The 19,253-nt window shown below is 55.7% G+C and carries 1 protein-coding gene; it reads right to left on the bottom strand.

The window, feature by feature from the left end; all coding sequences use genetic code 11:
- Window positions 1-69: 69 nt before the first annotated feature.
- Entirely contained in the window at window positions 70-19,194 is a 19,125-nt protein-coding gene (locus J9253_RS01870; protein ID WP_210223049.1) for an IPTL-CTERM sorting domain-containing protein, read from the bottom strand.
- Between the last annotated feature and the right edge of the window lie 59 nt (window positions 19,195-19,253).

The raw sequence follows: 19,253 nt of genomic DNA, 5'->3' as shown, positions 1-19,253 counted from the left end.
ACGGCTTCCCGGTAATAAAAAGGGGCGGAATATTCCGCCCCTTTTGCTTTTCAGCCAATCATCACCAACTTAGCGATACCCTCCCCCCTTGCGCCGGTAGCCAAAGGCTACCAACACCATCAGGAAGCTCAACAACCACAGTGCCCATTCACCCAAGGTCGGGATTTGTAACGGGGAACCCAGCGAGATACTGGTGCTATCGCCTGTCGCGTCGGTATCACCATTGTCAGTCATGACATCGGTGTATTCCGGCTGACCGTCTCCATTCAAATCCCAGCTTGAATGTGCTTGGTTGGTAATGGTTCGCTGATCACCTACTTTATCGAGTGCGCTGTAGAAGCGGATCACCACTTCGTTGGCAGCAACCTGCTCAGTCGTATTACCAGCATCCGAGCCAATCGTTCCTGACCAGAATACCCGACCGCGTGGGAAGTCCTGACTCGGCGCTTCGTAGCGGCAGGTAGCCGTGACCGACGTACCCCGTGCTTCACAGTAAACCCCATCAGGGCTGACATTCGCACCCGCTTGCATCGCTGCGTAGTGCGTACCTTCCGGCACACCGTCATAGATTTCCACCCCGGCGACGTTATCACTGCTGCTGTTGATCCATACCATTTGCCACAACATCACCTGTTCACCGGCTGGTGTAACCGTCTTGAGAGCCGTAGGCGGGTCAAACACAAAGCGGATATTCACCGAACTGTTGCTGGTAGCATCAAGCGCACCATCCAGTAGCGTGCCATCTTCCAGCACCGGCCGGGCAGTAACGCTGGCCTTGTTGATGATACCGGCGGTGATTTCATGCTCGTAGTAGTAACGGATACGGGCATTGGCATCCTTGCCTTGCGGCGCAAGGATAGCAGGCACTGTACCCAACGGTTTCAGCTTGTCGGTAGTCAGGCCAAGGGTTTCATCTATCACAGCCACCTGTGTCAGCCAGTTGTCGCCCGTGTTCGTCACCTCGAAACAGTACGTCACGTTTTCACGCTTGTCCTTGTCGATGTCAACCAGCGTCAGCTCTGACTTGGCAGCATCCGTCCCGCACTTCGCACCACCATCATGGCCTTGGTAAGCAGTTTTCAACAACTGGATACCACTATTAAGCTGACCATCCAGGAAGTTGAGGCCGGTACAACTTGCCGTAGCATCCGGTAAACGGCATTGCGTCGCACCATCCGTTGCTGCCACGACGACTGGGATACGGTTATCGTTATCCAGTGCCACATCGGCGGTGGAAACATACCCCGGCTTGTCGACAGCGACGACCACCCAGTTACCCGTAATGACATTGATGAATACGTAATGCCCGCTTGCATCGGTCAGTACAGCATCCAGACGCTCGCCATCATCCGGGTTGCCGTCGCCATTCGGATCACTGAACAGCATGACATTAACGCCTTCCAGACCATTATCAGCATCCTCAAAGCTGCCATTATTGTCCGTATCGAACAACACATAGCCACTCAGACTGCCTTGCGGCTGCGCATCAAGGAACAACGGCTTGGTGGTCACTTGCCCGGAAACCAGCGTCACTGGCACACGGTTATCGTTTTCCCCGCCATTGTCAGCAGTCGACTCGTAGTTAGGCGGATCTTTTTCCACTACCACGTATTGCCCTGCTGGCACACCGTCGAAGGTGAAGTGACCGCTGCTGTCCGTCAGCACCGTTTGCACCGCCGTACCATCCGTCGGGTCGCCATCGCCATTCGGGTCAGTGAACAAGGTTACGCTCACCTCAGCAATACCCAACTCAGCCGTATCCGCCTGAGCGTTGTGGTTATGGTCATCCAGCACCGTACCACTCAGCACCACGTAAGACGCCGGTTCATAGTCGAGGAAGCTAACCCCTTCCACCTGATCATTGCTGACCAGCACAATGCTCACTTCATCATCGCTGATGACGGTGCCATCGTTGGAACCCGCCATGCTGCCCGTGGATACATGACCCTCTGGCTGGCTTTCCGTCACGGTATACGTGCCCGGTGGCAGGATGAACTGGTAACTGCCATCCGCCCCCGTTGTCGTCACCATGCTAAGCGTATTGCCAAAGCTATCCGTACCGCTGATGCTCACCGTCACGTTGGCAATGCCACCATCCGTTGGCTCCAGTGTCCCGTTCGCCCACACATCGTTGACCACTTTACCGCTCAGTGACGCTGGCAAAATCCCCGCATCCAGCTCAGTAGTCACGCTGCCTGAGGCAAACGTGGTCAGTGGCATCATACCCGTCGCATCCACATCCGAATCCAGCGCGGTATTGTCACCCTGATGCGCGGCGGCAAAGCTGCTTTCCAGCGACATCACCTGCACGCTGTACTGACCCGGTGGCACGCTGAACTGGTATTTGCCATCCTTGTCGGTCTGGGTGGTGGCAACGTGTTCACCTTGCGCATCCAGCAACAACACAATCACATTCGCCAACGGCGTTTCATCGGCATCCTGCACGCCGTTACGGTTAGCATCCAGCCAGACATAATCACCCAGTTTCGCAGGCAGGATACCCGCATCCACTGTCTGATTAGCCGATACGCCAGAGCCTACCAGCACCGTCGCCTTGCCCGTTACGGGGTCAGCATCCGAGTCCATAGCATCATCATCGCCCTGATCCGGCGCGGTCAGTTTGAGGGTATCTGCCAGCATGAACTGCACGGTATAAGTACCCGGCACAACATCCCGGAACGCGTAGAAACCCGTGGCATCGGTGGTGGTCAAGGCAACATCCTTGTCATTGCTGTCGATCAGCTTGACACTCACACCTGCCACACCCGGCTCGCCTGTATCCTGCACACCGTTTTCGTTCACATCCACCCACACGCGGTCGCCCAGCGCACCGGCTTGGATACCTGCGTCAATGTCCTTCACCGCCGTGCTGGACGTGATGGTAAACAGTTCCGTGCGCCCCGTTGCCGGGTCAGCATCCGAATCCAGCGTATCATCGTCGCCCACATTCGCAGCCGTCAGGGTCATATTGGCTGGAGTAACGAATTCAACCTGATACTGCCCCGGCAAAATACCGCTGAAGCTGTAAAGGCCATCCGTTCCGGTCGTCGTGGTGGCGACCAGTTTGCCATCCTTATCCAACAGATTGACCACCATCCCGACAGCACCCGGTTCAGCATACATGCCGTCATCCAGTGAATTGCTGCTGTTGTAATCAACCCATACCCGACCTGTCAGACTGGCTGGCAGAATACCTGCATCCACCTCCGGGTTATGCGCACCAGACATAACGTTAGCAACCATCCGCCCATTGGCATTGGCATCACTGTCAAGCGTGTCATCCGTCCCCGCATCCGTTTGGGTCAGCACGAAACCATCCAGCCCTTCCAGTTGCACCTGGTATTGCCCCGGCAACAGGTTGGAGAAGCGGTATTCACCGTTCACATCCGATACCAGACGGTAAGGCTGTGACGGGTTCAACAGGTTCATGACCGGCTCGCCTGCGGCATCCAGCAACAGCAGCGAGACATCACGTACACCCGGCTCTTCCGCATCCTGCTTGCCATTGCCGTTCAGATCCAGCCAGATACGGTCGCCGAAGCTGCCCAACTGGTAGAAACCGCCATCCACGTGGAAGGTATCACCCGATTCCAGCTTGATCGGCAAACGCAGGGTGTGATGAATGTCGCTATCCGTCGTATCATCACCGCCCTGATCCGCAGGCACTGGCAAGTAATCAACAGGCGGCGTCACCACAATGACGTAATCATCCGGCATCAGCCCCGTAAAGTCATAGTCACCGTCAGGATTCGTGACCGTCGTACCGACAGGCACACCGTCAGATGGATCGCCATCACCATTCGGGTCACTGAACAGCGCCACCGTCACACCCGGCAACGCTGGCTCACCGTTGTTATGTTGCCCGTCACCATTGGTGTCTTGCCACAAGGAACCATTGACCGACGCTGGGCGTACTCCGGCATCCACATCCAGATTGTGTTCCCCGGCGGTCAGCGTCACCGTCACGGTACGCTCCAGCATGTCAGAGTCAGAATCCAACGCTTCATTACCCCCCTGATCCGGCAGGGTCAAACGCATCCCCAACGGCAACTGGTACTCAAGCGTGTAAACACCCGGCATCAATTTGTCGAACAAGTATTTACCCGCCGCATCCGTCGTGGTGGTCAGGTTAACCGGTTTGCCTTCACTATCCGTACCGGACAACACCACGGGTACACCCGCAACAGGTGGCTCAGTGCCGTCTTGCAAGGAATCGTTATTCTGATCCAGCCATACCACATCGCCCAAGGAACCCAAGGCACTGGCATCAAGGAAATCATTCCCCGTGTCAGGCGTTGCCGAGAATACTGTCAGCAATATCTGGTTATCGTTAGGGCTATCCACATCCGCTGTTGACTGGTAGCTGGATGGGTCGGTTTCCACGATCACATACGTACCCGGCAGCACATCGACAAAGGTGTAATGGCCTTGCGCATCGGTCTGCACGATTTGCACAGGCTTGCCATCGTCTGGATTACCATCCCCATTCGGGTCAGTAAACAGACTGACAGTCACGCCCGACAGACCGGTTTCGTTATCAGCCAGATCACCGTCGCGGTCGTCATCAAACCGCACCTGACCAGACACAGCCACAGGCTGGACATCAAGGAAATCCTGCGCTGGCTTGTCATCGCCCGATTGCAGCGTAACCGCAATCTGGTTGTCGTTAGCACCTTCCACATCTGCCGTCGACACCCACGTTTCAAGGTCAGCCTCCCGCACACTGTACGTGCCCGGTTTCAGGTTCTCGAAAGCGTAATGCCCGCTTGCATCCGTGGTGGTCATAGCGACTTGTGCACCCTCCAGCCACAGACTGACGGTGACGCCCGGAATGCCGTCTTCTGCATCCAGCAGATTACCATTGCCATCCAGATCGTTACGCACCTGACCGCTCAGACGCGCTGGCAAGTAATCGAGGAAGTCGTTCTGGGCAGATGCCTGACCACTGGTCACGACCACGCTGATCTCATCCGCATCGACAACTGTGCTGCCTTGCGTACCCGCTTCGCTTCCCGTAGAAACCGTGTCCGCCGGATTGGTTTCCTTGAGGCCGTAAGTACCCGGTGGCACGGCAAAGCTGTACTGACCGTCCGCAGCCGTAGTGGTTGACAGCGTCACGGGATTACCGAACACATCCGTACCGGTCAGTGTCACCACGACACCCGCTACCGGTTTGTCGGCATCGTTTTGCACACCGTTGGCATTATCATCACTCAGCACCGTACCGCTGATCAGTGCAGGCTTGATACCCGCATCGACCGTCTGGTTGCCGACGTTGGAAATGACCGTGACCGCGACTTTGCCCGCCGCATCCACATCCGAATCCAGCTCATCATCCGCGCCTTGGTCGGTGCTGGTGAATTGCGCCTTTTCCGGCAACACAAACTGCACACTGTAATCACCCGGCAATACCCCGGTGAAGTTATAGAAGCCGGTCGCATCCGTCACCTGAGTAGCCACGGTGTTAGCGCTGCCATCCAACAGGTTGACAGTAATACCACCAATACCCGCTTCACCTGCGTCTTGCAGACCATTATTGTTTTGGTCGAGCCAGACGTGATCACCCAGTTCACCCGGTTGGATACCCGCATCCACATCGGTCACGCTGTCGGCAGAATGCAGCACAAACACCGGGCTACGCCCATCCGTTACTTGCACATCGGAATCCAGCGTGTCGTCGTCCCCCTGATTCGGGGTAACAAACGCCATGTTGGCAGGCTGCACGGTTTCGATCAGGTATTCACCCGACAAAATGCCCGTGAAGCTGTACTGGCCTTCCGCACCCGTGGTCGTGGTCGCGACTACTGCGCCGGTTTTCGCATCCAGCAAGTTGACGCGCACCCCCGGCACACCCGGTTCTGTAGCAGCATCATCCAGACCATTCGCGTTACGGTCGATCCACACCCGCCCACTGATCGCGGCTGGCAGGATACCCGCATCCACGCTGGTAATGGCTTGCCCGGAGGCCAGTGTCACTGCCACCAGACCATTGCCGTCCGCATCCGAATCCAGCGTATCATCCGTGCTCTTGTCCTGTTGGGTAAACACAATGCCTTCCGGTGCCACAAACTTGACGCTGTAATCCGCTGGCACGAGTGCATTGAAATGGTACAGACCCGCCGCATCCGTGAGGGTACTGACCAGCAATGTTCCCGCCTTATCCAACAACTGCACCGTCATATCGGTAATCGCAGGCTCATCCGCATCTTGCATACCATTGGCATTCGCATCCAGCCACACATAATCACCGATGCTGCCCAACTTGTAGAAACCGGCATCCACCGTCATCAGGCTGTTGCTCAGGTTCACCACGACCAAACCATTGCTATCCGCATCCGAATCCAGCGCGGCATCGCTGCCTTGCTTCGCCGGGCTGCGTTGATAACCATCCGGCTGGCTGAAGGTAACAAGGTAATCCACTGGCAACAGATTGCTGAACAGGTAAGCACCCTTGCTATCCGTCAGCATGGCTTTCAACTGCTCATCTGCTTCAGGAAGACCATTGCCGTTGGCATCACGGTACAAGGCAACCATTACCCCGGCTAGACCCGGTTCATCCGCATCCTGTACCCCGTTGGCGTTCAAGTCATGCCATGCCTGGTCACCGAGTGACATCAGCGTCACGTAACCGAAGTTCACACCACTGGTTTCCTGCGAAGGCAACACGGTGGCACTGCTTTGGTTATCTTTCACACCATCCGGGTCGCCGGTTTGCTGTGAACCCGCAGGCAAGCTAGCAGGGTCAACTTTCACCGTGTAAGTACCCGGTGTCAGGTCAACAGCCGTGTAAGCACCTTGCGCATCCGTCGTCAGCGTAGCCACGACGTTACCGCTGTTATCCAGCACCGTCACGCTGACGCCCACCAACACAGGTTCACCCGCATCGCGTACCCCGTTGCTGTTGGTATCTGTCCACACCACACCACTGAGGCTGCCTTGTTGTTTCGCATCTAGGAAATCATTGCCCGTACTGTGTTGTGCGGAAGCCAATACCACTGGCACGCGGTTGTCATTATCCGCTTGCGTATCGGCGGTGGAATCCCATTTCGGCAGATCCGTTTCCACCACCACGTAATTACCCGGTTTCAGGTTGCTGAACAGGTAGTTGCCGCCGCTGTCGGTCGCGGTTTTTGCTACAGCCACATTATCCAGTAACAAGGTCATGGTAACGCCCGGAATACCTGCTTCCTCATCCGTCAAGGTTGCGTTGTAGTTCGCATCGTCACGCACTTGCCCGGCAATGCTGCCCACACGGTAGTCGAGGAAGTCATTGTGTTCAGCCGTTGTACCGCTGACGGTCGGAGTGGTTAATTCATCTGCATTCACCACTGCCGCGCCTGTTGCCGTACCGGGCTGACTGCCACTGGAGAGGTAATCTGCCGGGTTGGTTTCCTTCAGGTGGTAAGTACCCGCCGGAACGGTGAAGCTATACAAGCCATCCTTGTCCGTCGTCGTCGTTGCCGTCACCGGCGCACCGAAGCTATCCGTACCGCTCAGGGTAATGGTTACGCCAGCGAGACTGGTTTCGCCTACATCCAGCTTGCCATCGGCATTCAGGTCTTCAATCACGTAACCTGTAATCGTGGCAGGTGCAAGCCCCAGATCGAGGCTGATGTCTTGCGCACCCGAGATCAGCGTGACCGCTGGTGTCATTAAAGTTGCAGGGTCAGCATCGGAATCCGCCGCATCATCAGCGCCTTGATCAAGCGTGGTCGCTTTCACACCCTCTGGCAGCTCGAAGCCCACCCGGTATTCGCCCGGCAATACGCTGAACTGGTACTTGCCAGCCTTGTCGGTCGTCGTGATAAGGGCATTGCCACCTGCATCCAGTACTGGATTGCCCTCCTTGTCCAGCAGCTTGACGGTAACACCTGCCACCGCAGGTTCTGCCGCATCCTGCTTGCCGTCGCCATTCAGGTCTTGCCAGACGTAATCACCCAGTTTGGCAGGCACAACTCCCGCATCCACGGTCTGGTTGCCGATACCGGAAACCACCGTGACCGCGACCTTGCCATCCGCTGCCGGATCAGAGTCAATCGTGTCATCACTGCCCAGATTGGCTGTGACCAAGTTCATACCCGCTGGGGCAACAAACTGTACCGTGTAATCACCCGGCAATACTGCCGCGAAGTCATAGAAACCGGTCGCATCGGTCATTTGGGTAGCGACCACCGTACCGCTGCCATCCAGCAAGTTGACTGTGACATTGGCCACCCCCGGTTCGCCGCTGTCTTGCAGGTTATTGCCGTTTTGATCCAGCCAAACACGATCACCGAGTGAACCCGGTTCGATCCCCGCATCCACATCCGTCACCACCTGACCCGAAGTCACGGTAAACGTGTGGCTCTTGCCATCCGTAACCGTTACGTCGCTGTCTTTGGTGTCATCACCGCCTTGGTCTTGTTTGACGAAGCCCATATTGGCAGGTTCAATTACTTGCACCTGATAATCACCCGGTAATACGCCGGTAAACTGGTAAACGCCATCCACACCGGTGGTTGTGGTCGCGACCACTTCCCCGGTTTGGGTGTCGATCAAGTTCACGGTCACGCCCACCACGCCGCTTTCCACTCCATCGTCGGTCGCGTTCGGGGTGTTGTTGTCGATCCACACCCGGCCTGTGACAGACGCAGGTTTCACCCCGGCATCTACAGTACGGATGTCTGCGCCCGAGGTCAGGGTAACAATCGCCAAGCCGTTGCTATCCGCATCCGAATCCAGCGCGTCATCGCTGCCTTGGTCTGCTGTGGTAAACGTCATACCCGCCGGAGCAACAAATTTGACCGTATACGTCGTAGGGGACAAATCCTTGAACAGGTAATGACCGCTAGCGTCTGTCGTGGTGGTTGCAAGCTGTGTGCCTGCACCATCCAGCAATTGCACTGCCACGCCAGCCATCACTGGCTCGCCGTCATCTTGCACACCGTTGTCATTGGCATCCAGCCAGACGTAATCACCCAAACTACCCAGACGATAGAAGCCCGCGTCCACCGTCAGGGTAGAACCGGTTTTCAGGCTTACTGCCACCAGACCGTTGGCATCCGCGTCGGAATCAAGGGAATCATCCGCCCCCTGATTGCTCAGACTACGCAGATAACTGGCAGGCTGGCTGAAGGTCACGAGGTAATCCAGTGGCAATAGCCCGCTGAACTGGTAGGCACCATCCACGCCGGTCAGCACGGTTTTTACCTGCTCATCAACGCTTGGAATACCATCACCATTCGCATCACGGAACAATGTCACCACGACCCCGGCAACACCTGGTTCTGCGGCATCCTGTACACCGTTGGCATTCAGGTCATGCCAGGCACGATCACCGAGGCTGACACTCGCAACATAACCAAAGTCTAAGCCGGACGTTTCCGCCCCCGGATTCACATTGGCCGTCGTTTGATGGTCTTTAGCTGCATCCGGGTCAGCCGTCTGCTGTACTCCGGCGGGCAAGCTGGCAGGATCAACCTTAACCACGTATGTGCCAGGTGGCAGATTGTCGGCTTTGTATGCGCCATCCACATCAGTCGTCAAGGTTGCCACCACCGTGCCACTCGCATCCAACACGGTAACGGTTGCGCCCGGAATAGAGTTTTCCCCCACATCACGCACGCCATCGGTATTGCTGTCTGTCCAGACAACCCCGCTGAGGCTGCCTTTTTGCTTGGCATCCAGGAAATCATTGCCCGTACTGTGTTGTGCGGAAGCCAATACCACTGGCACACGATTGTCATTATCCGCTTGCGTATCGGCGGTGGAATCCCATTTCGGCAGATCCGTTTCCACCACCACGTAATTACCCGGTTTCAGGTTGCTGAACAGGTAGTTGCCGCCGCTGTCGGTCGCGGTTTTTGCTACAGCCACATTATCCAGTAACAAGGTCATGGTAACGCCCGGAATACCTGCTTCCTCATCCGTCAAGGTTGCGTTGTAGTTCGCATCGTCACGCACTTGCCCGGCAATGCTGCCCACACGGTAGTCGAGGAAGTCATTGTGTTCAGCCGTTGTACCGCTGACGGTCGGAGTGGTTAATTCATCTGCATTCACCACTGCCGCGCCTGTTGCCGTACCGGGCTGACTGCCACTGGAGAGGTAATCCGCCGGGTTGGTTTCCTTCAGGCGGTAAGTACCCGCCGGAACGGTGAAGCTATACAAGCCATCCTTATCCGTCGTCGTCGTTGCCGTCACCGGCGCACCGAAGCTATCCGTACCGCTCAGGGTAATGGTTACGCCAGCGAGACTGGTTTCGCCTACATCCAGCTTGCCATCGGCATTCAGGTCTTCAATCACGTAACCTGTAATCGTGGCAGGTGCAAGCCCCAGATCGAGGCTGATGTCTTGCGCACCCGAGATCAGCGTCACCGCTGGTGTCATTAAAGTTGCAGGGTCAGCATCGGAATCCGCCGCATCATCAGCGCCTTGATCAAGCGTGGTCGCTTTCACACCCTCTGGCAGCTCGAAGCCCACCCGGTATTCGCCCGGCAATACGCTGAACTGGTACTTGCCAGCCTTGTCGGTCGTCGTGGTAAGGGCATTGCCACCCGCATCCAGTACCGGATTGCCCTCCTTGTCCAGCAGCTTGACGGTAACACCTGCCACCGCAGGTTCAGCCGCATCCTGCTTGCCGTCGCCATTCAGGTCTTGCCAGACGTAATCGCCCAGTTTGGCAGGCACAACCCCCGCATCCACGGTCTGGTTGCCGATACCGGAAACCACCGTGACCGCGACCTTGCCATCCGCTGCCGGATCAGAGTCAATCGTGTCATCACTGCCCAGATTGGCTGTGACCAAGTTCATACCCGCTGGGGCAACAAACTGTACCGTGTAATCACCCGGCAATACTGCCGCGAAGTCATAGAAACCGGTCGCATCGGTCATTTGGGTAGCGACCACCGTACCGCTGCCATCCAGCAAGTTGACTGTGACATTGGCCACCCCCGGTTCGCCGCTGTCTTGCAGGTTATTGCCGTTTTGATCCAGCCAAACACGATCACCGAGTGAACCCGGTTCGATCCCCGCATCCACATCCGTCACCACCTGACCCGAAGTCACGGTAAACGTGTGGCTCTTGCCATCCGTAACCGTTACGTCGCTGTCTTTGGTGTCATCACCGCCTTGGTCTTGTTTGACGAAGCCCATATTGGCAGGTTCAATCACTTGCACCTGATAATCACCCGGTAATACGCCGGTAAACTGGTAAACGCCATCCACACCGGTGGTTGTGGTCGCGACCACTTCCCCGGTTTGGGTGTCGATCAAGTTCACGGTCACGCCCACCACGCCGCTTTCCACTCCATCGTCGGTCGCGTTCGGGGTGTTGTTGTCGATCCACACCCGGCCTGTGACAGACGCAGGTTTCACCCCGGCATCTACAGTACGGATGTCTGCGCCCGAGGTCAGGGTAACAATCGCCAAGCCGTTGCTATCCGCATCCGAATCCAGCGCGTCATCGCTGCCTTGGTCTGCTGTGGTAAACGTCATACCCGCCGGAGCAACAAATTTGACCGTATACGTCGTAGGGGACAAATCCTTGAACAGGTAATGACCGCTAGCGTCTGTCGTGGTGGTTGCAAGCTGTGTGCCTGCACCATCCAGCAATTGCACTGCCACGCCAGCCATCACTGGCTCGCCGTCATCTTGCACACCGTTGTCATTGGCATCCAGCCAGACGTAATCACCCAAACTACCCAGACGATAGAAGCCCGCGTCCACCGTCAGGGTAGAACCGGTTTTCAGGCTTACTGCCACCAGACCGTTGGCATCCGCGTCGGAATCAAGGGAATCATCCGCCCCCTGATTGCTCAGACTACGCAGATAACTGGCAGGCTGGCTGAAGGTCACGAGGTAATCCAGTGGCAATAGCCCGCTGAACTGGTAGGCACCATCCACGCCGGTCAGCACGGTTTTTACCTGCTCATCAACGCTTGGAATACCATCACCATTCGCATCACGGAACAATGTCACCACGACCCCGGCAACACCTGGTTCTGCGGCATCCTGTACACCGTTGGCATTCAGGTCATGCCAGGCACGATCACCGAGGCTGACACTCGCAACATAACCAAAGTCTAAGCCGGACGTTTCCGCCCCCGGATTCACATTGGCCGTCGTTTGATGGTCTTTAGCTGCATCCGGGTCAGCCGTCTGCTGTACTCCGGCGGGCAAGCTGGCAGGATCAACCTTAACCACGTATGTGCCAGGTGGCAGATTGTCGGCTTTGTATGCGCCATCCACATCAGTCGTCAAGGTTGCCACCACCGTGCCACTCGCATCCAACACGGTAACGGTTGCGCCCGGAATAGAGTTTTCCCCCACATCACGCACGCCATCGGTATTGCTGTCTGTCCAGACAACCCCGCTGAGGCTGCCTTTTTGCTTGGCATCCAGGAAATCATTGCCCGTACTGTGTTGTGCGGAAGCCAATACCACTGGCACACGATTGTCGTTTGCACCCTGAGTATCAGCCGTCGATTGCCATTCAGCGAAATCGGTTTCCACAACCACGTAGTTGCCCGGTTTCAGGTTGCTGAATAGGTAGTTGCCCGCGCTGTCAGTCGTCGCCGTTGTCACGCTGACGCCATCCGCCGGATCACCATCCCCATTCGGATCGGTAAACAAGGTAACGGTAATCCCCGCAATGCCCTTGTCGGCATCGGTCAGCACGCCGTTATAGTTCACATCGTCGCGCACTTGCCCAGCAATACTGCCCAAACGGTAGTCGAGGAAATCGTTATGCTCGGAAGCAGCCCCGCCCGGCGCGGGCGTGGTGACTTCATCTTCATCCACAATCGCCGCGCCCGATGCAGAACCCGCTTTACTAGCGCTAGAGAGGTAATCTGCCGGATTGGTTTCAGTCAGGGTGTAAGTACCCGGTGGTACACTGAAGCTGTACAAACCATCCGCATTGGTGCTGGTTGTTGCCGTCACCGGATTGCCGAACACATCATTGCCGACCAGCGTAATGCTAACACCGGCAATACCCGGTTCGCCCGAATCCTGCACGCCATTGGCATTACGGTCTTCCAGCACGTAACCCGAAACCGTCGACAGGGCCAGACCTGCATCCTGCGTCAGGTTCACATCGCCAGAAACCAAAGTCAGTGCAGGTGTCAGGCCAGTAGCCAAATCTGCATCAGAGTCCGCCGCATCATTGCTGCCCTGATCCAGCTTGGTGAAAGCAGCCCCCGCAGGCAGCACAAAGCCAACCCGGTATTCACCCGGCAGCACAATGAACTCGTACTTGCCAGCCTTGTCGGTGATAGCGGTGACGGCATTCCCCCCCGCATCCAGTACCGGATTGCCATCTTTGTCCAGCAAGTGGACAGTCATGCCCACCACAGCAGGTTCAGACGCACCTTGTGTACCGTCGCCATCCTGATCCAGCCACACGACATCACCCAGTTTGGCAGGCACAATCCCCGCATCCACGGTTTGATTACCGACGCCAGAAACCACGGTGACAGCAATTTTGCCATCCACACCGGGGTCGGAATCAATCGTGTCATCCGTCCCCAGATTGGCTGTGACCAAGGTCATGCCCGCAGGCGGTACGAATTGCACGGTGTAAGTACCCGGCAATACCGCCGCAAAGTTATAGAAACCTGTCGCGTCAGTCAGTTGGGTAGCAACGACCGTACCGCTGCCATCCAGCAAATTGACCGTGACATTGGCCACACCCGGTTCGCCGCTGTCTTGCAGGTTATTGCCGTTTTTATCCAACCAGACGTGATCGCCCAATGCGCCTGGCTCAATGCCAGCATCCACATCTTTCACGGCATCGCCAGAGGCAACGGTGAAGGTATGGCTCTTGCCATCGGTAACAGTAACGTCGCTGTCCTTGGTGTCATCGCCACCCTGGTCTTGCTTGACGAAGCCCATATTGGCAGGCTCCAGCACTTGCACCTGATAGCTGCCCGGCAATACGCCAGGGAAGTTATACAAACCATCCGCGCCCGTGGTGGTGGTTGCTACCACAGCGCCGGTTTTGGTGTCGATCAGGTTAACCGTCACACCTACCACGCCGTCTTCCACACCATCATCCACGGCATTCGGGGTGTTGTTGTCGATCCAGATACGGCCTGCTACGGAAGCGGGCAAAACACCCGCATCCAGCGTCAGGTTGCTGTCACCGGACTTCAGCGTAGCCGTGGCAATGCCGTCACTGGCGACATCGCTGTCTTTGGCATCATCCGCGCCCTGATTCTGGCTGGTAAAGCTCATGCCTGCTGGCAAGCCAAAGGTTACGGTGTAAGCCCCCGGATACAAGCCCTCGAAACGGTAGTTCCCGCTGGCATCGGTTGCTGTACTGCTAGACGCCATCGCGACGCCATCACCGCGTGTACCTGTCAAGGTCACAGTTGCACCGACCACTCCGGTTTCCGCAGCATCCTGCACCCCGTTGCCATTGGCATCGAACCACAACAAATCGCCCAAGCTGGCAGCTTTATACAAACCCGCATCCTTATCACGCAAATTCGTACCGCCTGCCAAGGTAAACATGGCAGTACGCCCGGTTGCCACATCAGCATCGGAATCCTTGGCCTCATCCGCACCTTTATCGGCACTGACAAAACCTGTGTAGCCCTCCGGCTTGGCAAATTCCAGCAAATAATCGCCCGGCGTCAGGTTAGAGAACAGATACAACCCACTGGCATCCGTACTGGTCGTGCCCATCACCGTCGCCCCGGTCTTGTCGAGCAAGCGCACGGTCACGCCCGCAATACCCGGTTCACCACTATCCTGAATCCCGTTGCCATTCAGGTCATCCCACACGAAATCACCGACACTGGCAAAATTGACGAAACCGAAGTCTGCATCCACATACACCTGCCCTTCCGCTAGGGTTACAGTGTGCGGGTCGTTGCTGGTGGTCAGGGTATAACCGACCAAATCAGCATCGGCAGTATCAATGTCAACCTTGTAAACACCCGGCATCAGACCACTGAACAGGTATGCGCCATTGGCATCCGTCTCGGTGGTTTGCAGGGTATTACCCGCGCTGTCTTTCAGCAAAATCGTGACATTGGCAAGGTTGGTCGTTTCCGCCGCATCCTGCACACCATCACCATTGGCATCCAGCCATACGCGGTCGCCAATGCTGGCAGCGCGGAACAAACCGGCATCCACATCCGGGTTATGCATCCCAAAGCTCAGGGTAATCAAGGCAGTGCGCCCGGTGGTCACATCCACATCACTGTCGCTGGTATCATCCGCGTCCTGATCTTGTGGGGAAACGCTATAACCGGCGGGCTTCACCACTTCTACGTAGTAGCTGCCGCCTGCCAAATCCGAGAACTGATACTTGCCTGCGGAATCGGTGCGCATGTTTTTCAGTTCCACGCCATCCTTGTCCAGCAACTTGACCAGCACGTTGGAAAGCCCTTGCTCACCCACATCCTGCACCCCGTTCTGGTTCACATCGTTCCACACCGTATCGCCGAGGCTAGAAGGGGGTGGAATCAGACCAATGTCCAGCGTCAGGTTGGAAAAGTCATCACCGGTCGGGTCAGTAATACCGCCAGCATTATCTCCCGTTGGCTCATTACCTGTCGGTACGCCGCCCGGTGGGGGTGGATTCGCCGACAATTCCATCAAGCCAGTACGCACCCCATTCGCTGTCAACGTCCCGGTCACATAGCCATGCTGGTCAACGGTTTCATTCTTGTCATCGGCTTCGGTTGCCCCGTCTGGAATGACGGATGCCTGCCAACCGTACAACTTGCCCCCGCTTTGGAACTGGCTAGCTGGAATTTTCACATAATAGCTGCCACCTGCCAGCGGCTCGAACAGGAAGCGCCCTGCCCCGACCGTCCCGGTCGTTGTCGTCGCCACTTTCTTGTCGGCGCTGTCATACAAATCAACGACCACACCATCCGGTGCGGATGCATCAATGCCAGCGTCATACACACCATTCTGGTTATTGTCGGCAAACACGAAGTCACCGATGGAGTAAGCCGCCACTTGCACGGAAACGTTGTTGGAGCGCAGGAACTGCGGCGGATCCATCGACGTGGAATCGAAAGTAAAGCGGTTGGTATACAAATCACCCGGCTTGTTGGCATCCACCGAATTCGGATCGTTCGTATCACCTGCCTGTAAGGTAAAGACCGCCTTCATGCCCTGATGCGGGTTGCCGTCTTTTTCCAGATCGTAGTTGGAAACAAACTTGATAGCCGTCACCGCTGCGAAATCAGCCGGACAACCACTGGTAGCGAATGCACTTTCCAGACACCACTGAGTCGTGCCTTCAGCAGTATTTTCATCCGGGTTGTAATTGATGGTCGCGGGCGCTGCCGAGGTGTAATACCACGTCCCCAAGGTTGGGAATGGATCACTGCCACTTGGCACAGAACCATCTACCCAAGCAATCGTGGGTGCTCCCGTCAGCACCAATTTGCCATGGAAATCAGAGGCAGGTAAACGCGCCGACTTGGAGGTGGAACCATCCCCACCGCCTGACATGAACGGGAAAACATCAATAATGGTCGGCTTATCAATCGTGAAAGCTGCCGCAAAGTTCGCCCACGAAATCGTGTAAACCTGATCATCATTCAGGTCATCCAGCGGCATATCGACTTTCTTGGAAACCTGAATAGAACCGGTCTGTTCCAGCTTGATGGTGTGATCATCAGAACGCACCACCACATCAGTGATAATGTTATCAGCGCGGACTTCGGCGTAATTCACCACATCCGTACCGTGTTCGGCCAGTGGATCGGTGTCTGTACAGAAAATGCGCGGTGGAATCAAGGTGTTGGCCGTCACATTGCCAAAGTTCCAAGTCAGACGCGTATAACCGGGGGCTGAATTACCATCCTTGTCGGTATTGTATTCCACCAAACTAGGGGGTGTTGCCCCTGCTTGAGCCGAAGTACAACTACCATTATACGTAGCCTCCGGTGGCAACACATCCACGATACGTAGATTCTCAGCATCCGATGGTAGCGGCTGAGTAGACTGTACCGCTGCATTCACTTTCCAGACAATTTGCTGACCTGCCAAGGTGGAAGCCGTATTACCCGGCGCGGCTTCCGGCGTCAGGGATTCAGAGTCCAGAATCAGCTTAAGACGCGTTAAGGTAATACGGTCTCCATCAATATGACCGGTTTCAGGTGATGCATCATAATTACGGGCTGTCCAGCCGTCAGACCACTGGTCGGAACGTACTCCGGCAAAATTCGGCATGACCGTCCCTACCGGAATGTTTTTGCCATCATGTGGGCCACCGTTAAACTTATCTCTTACCTTTAGCGGAATAACAAAACGGATTTCATGACCTGCTTCAAACTTGATACCTGCGGTCTTTGCTGCATCCGACAAGCGTACCCGTGTTGCATTAACGGCATCCAACCCACCCGACACCGCTGCCGGATCGGTATGCCAACCACCAGCAGGTGCAGCATCATCACAACGGGCAGCACGTGCTTTTGACCAGTCCCCACGGTAACGTCCTGTGCCAATGTCATAATCTTCCGTACCATCATGGTCGATATCCAACGGGTCATCACCCGTCAAATCAATATGCGCGTATTCCACCACATAATTTTTGTAATCAAACCCATTGGGTGCATACGTCCCCACATAAGCGAACTGGCCTGCCGGAGCACCCGTATTACTACGGTCAGTCAATTGCAGGGAAGTATTGTCGAACACATCGCAGGACATCGGGTTTTCCAACCCTAACGTCCCATTATTAGTAAAAAATACAATACTCGCAAATGACTCACCCGGTTCCTTGTCAACCATACCGGTATGCGCCCAGATATAGCCGCCATCAACCAATGATGTGTAATTGACGCCAGTTCCGGTGTCAGTCTTGATATTATATTTGCTGAAACTACCGTTCACTGTCAGTAAAAGGGAGGCTCCGATCACATTGTTACCGCGCTTACCGCTCATGGGCGCACCATTGTAGCCAGGCTCTGTCTCCGCACCATAGTTGGACGTACCGGACAAACCATCCGGGTCAAAACCACTCAAGGTACTATTAAGGTATACGGAACCCTGATTATCCGTCACCCCGTCGGCCAGATCGATGGAACGGAACGGCACCCAGATTTGCACCCGATGACTGACCGCATAGTAGGGGCCAGCCGTCAGGTCAGTATTAGCGAAAGTGCGGGTTGGGTAATGCGTTCCTGACAGATCAGCCTTATCCAAGGTAACGGTAAACAATGTTGAGGTTGGATCAGCCGCATCATCCCGCACATAAGTACAGGTACCAGAATTGGTAGCATGATACTTGAACGACCCACCATCAAAGGTTGGGTAATAGCTCTTGCTACCAAAAATCTCCGCCCCCCACTGACTGGGGTTATCCCGACACTCGGTAATGTAGAATTCCAGTGCATAATCCGGCCCATTCTCCGCTCCAGCATAGGCTTTGATATCATCTTTGATAATCAACGGCTGTTGCAATGCCTCAATGCCTGTTTTCCGGTCTGCCGCCAAGCGTATCAGCATATAGGTATAGAAACCCGGCTCCATGCCATTGCCCACATCACGAGAGCCAATATAGTTGGTATACATGCCCTGAGTAGAGGTAATGGAATGCACCAGATCGAATGCTGGTGCGGCAGAAATCTTGATGGGACCAACCGCTGAACTGGTGCCTTCGGTGGCATTCGGGCTACCATCCGTCCCTAAGGAATACACCCGCTGGATCGAGGTATAATCAGAACCGTTCAGGGAGTTACCGGAGATTTTCACATTAACGGTAACGGACTTCTGCTGACCCTCGGTGAATTCACCCATGTTACAGGTCATCGTCCAGCTACCGTCGCCATTATCCTTGATGCCGGAAGCCGGGCTTGTGCCGCCTCCGCCAATAGACGTACACGAAACGGGCAAGCTCTCAAACAGCACAACCCCATTAGCGGAAGGCGTAATGGTCTGCTCCATGACGATATTTTTGAGGTTTTCAGCACCCAGATCATAGTTGTCGGCCGTTACTGACCAGATATGACTGACCACATCCTGAGTACGCACCACCAGATTGCTTTCGCCGCAATCCTCTCCCTCAATCGTTTGGGTCGCAGTATCCGCACAACTACCAAAAATATTGAATGGCGCACTGCCATCGACAGTACCTGGGCCGAAGGGACCTATACTGAGTTTTGGCTCTGCCATCGCCAGCGGCGAAAACAGCATAAAGACGCATAGCCATAGGACACGCAGCCCAGGCGCAATGGGAGGATGAGACATGGGAACCCCTGTTCTTATCGTTTTACCAGCAAAAAATATCATTAATTTTTATTAACGTG

Source organism: Thiothrix litoralis, assembly GCF_017901135.1.
Taxonomy (GTDB): Bacteria; Pseudomonadota; Gammaproteobacteria; order Thiotrichales; family Thiotrichaceae; genus Thiothrix; species Thiothrix litoralis.
The sequence above is the reverse complement of the archived record's forward strand: the minus strand, read 5'-3'. Positions and strand labels throughout refer to the sequence as shown.

Bases quoted from the DNA above. Each gene is read 5' to 3' on its own strand.
- J9253_RS01870 (WP_210223049.1), bottom strand. From the start codon at position 19,194: ATGTCTCATCCTCCCATTGCGCCTGGGCTGCGTGTCCTATGGCTATGC.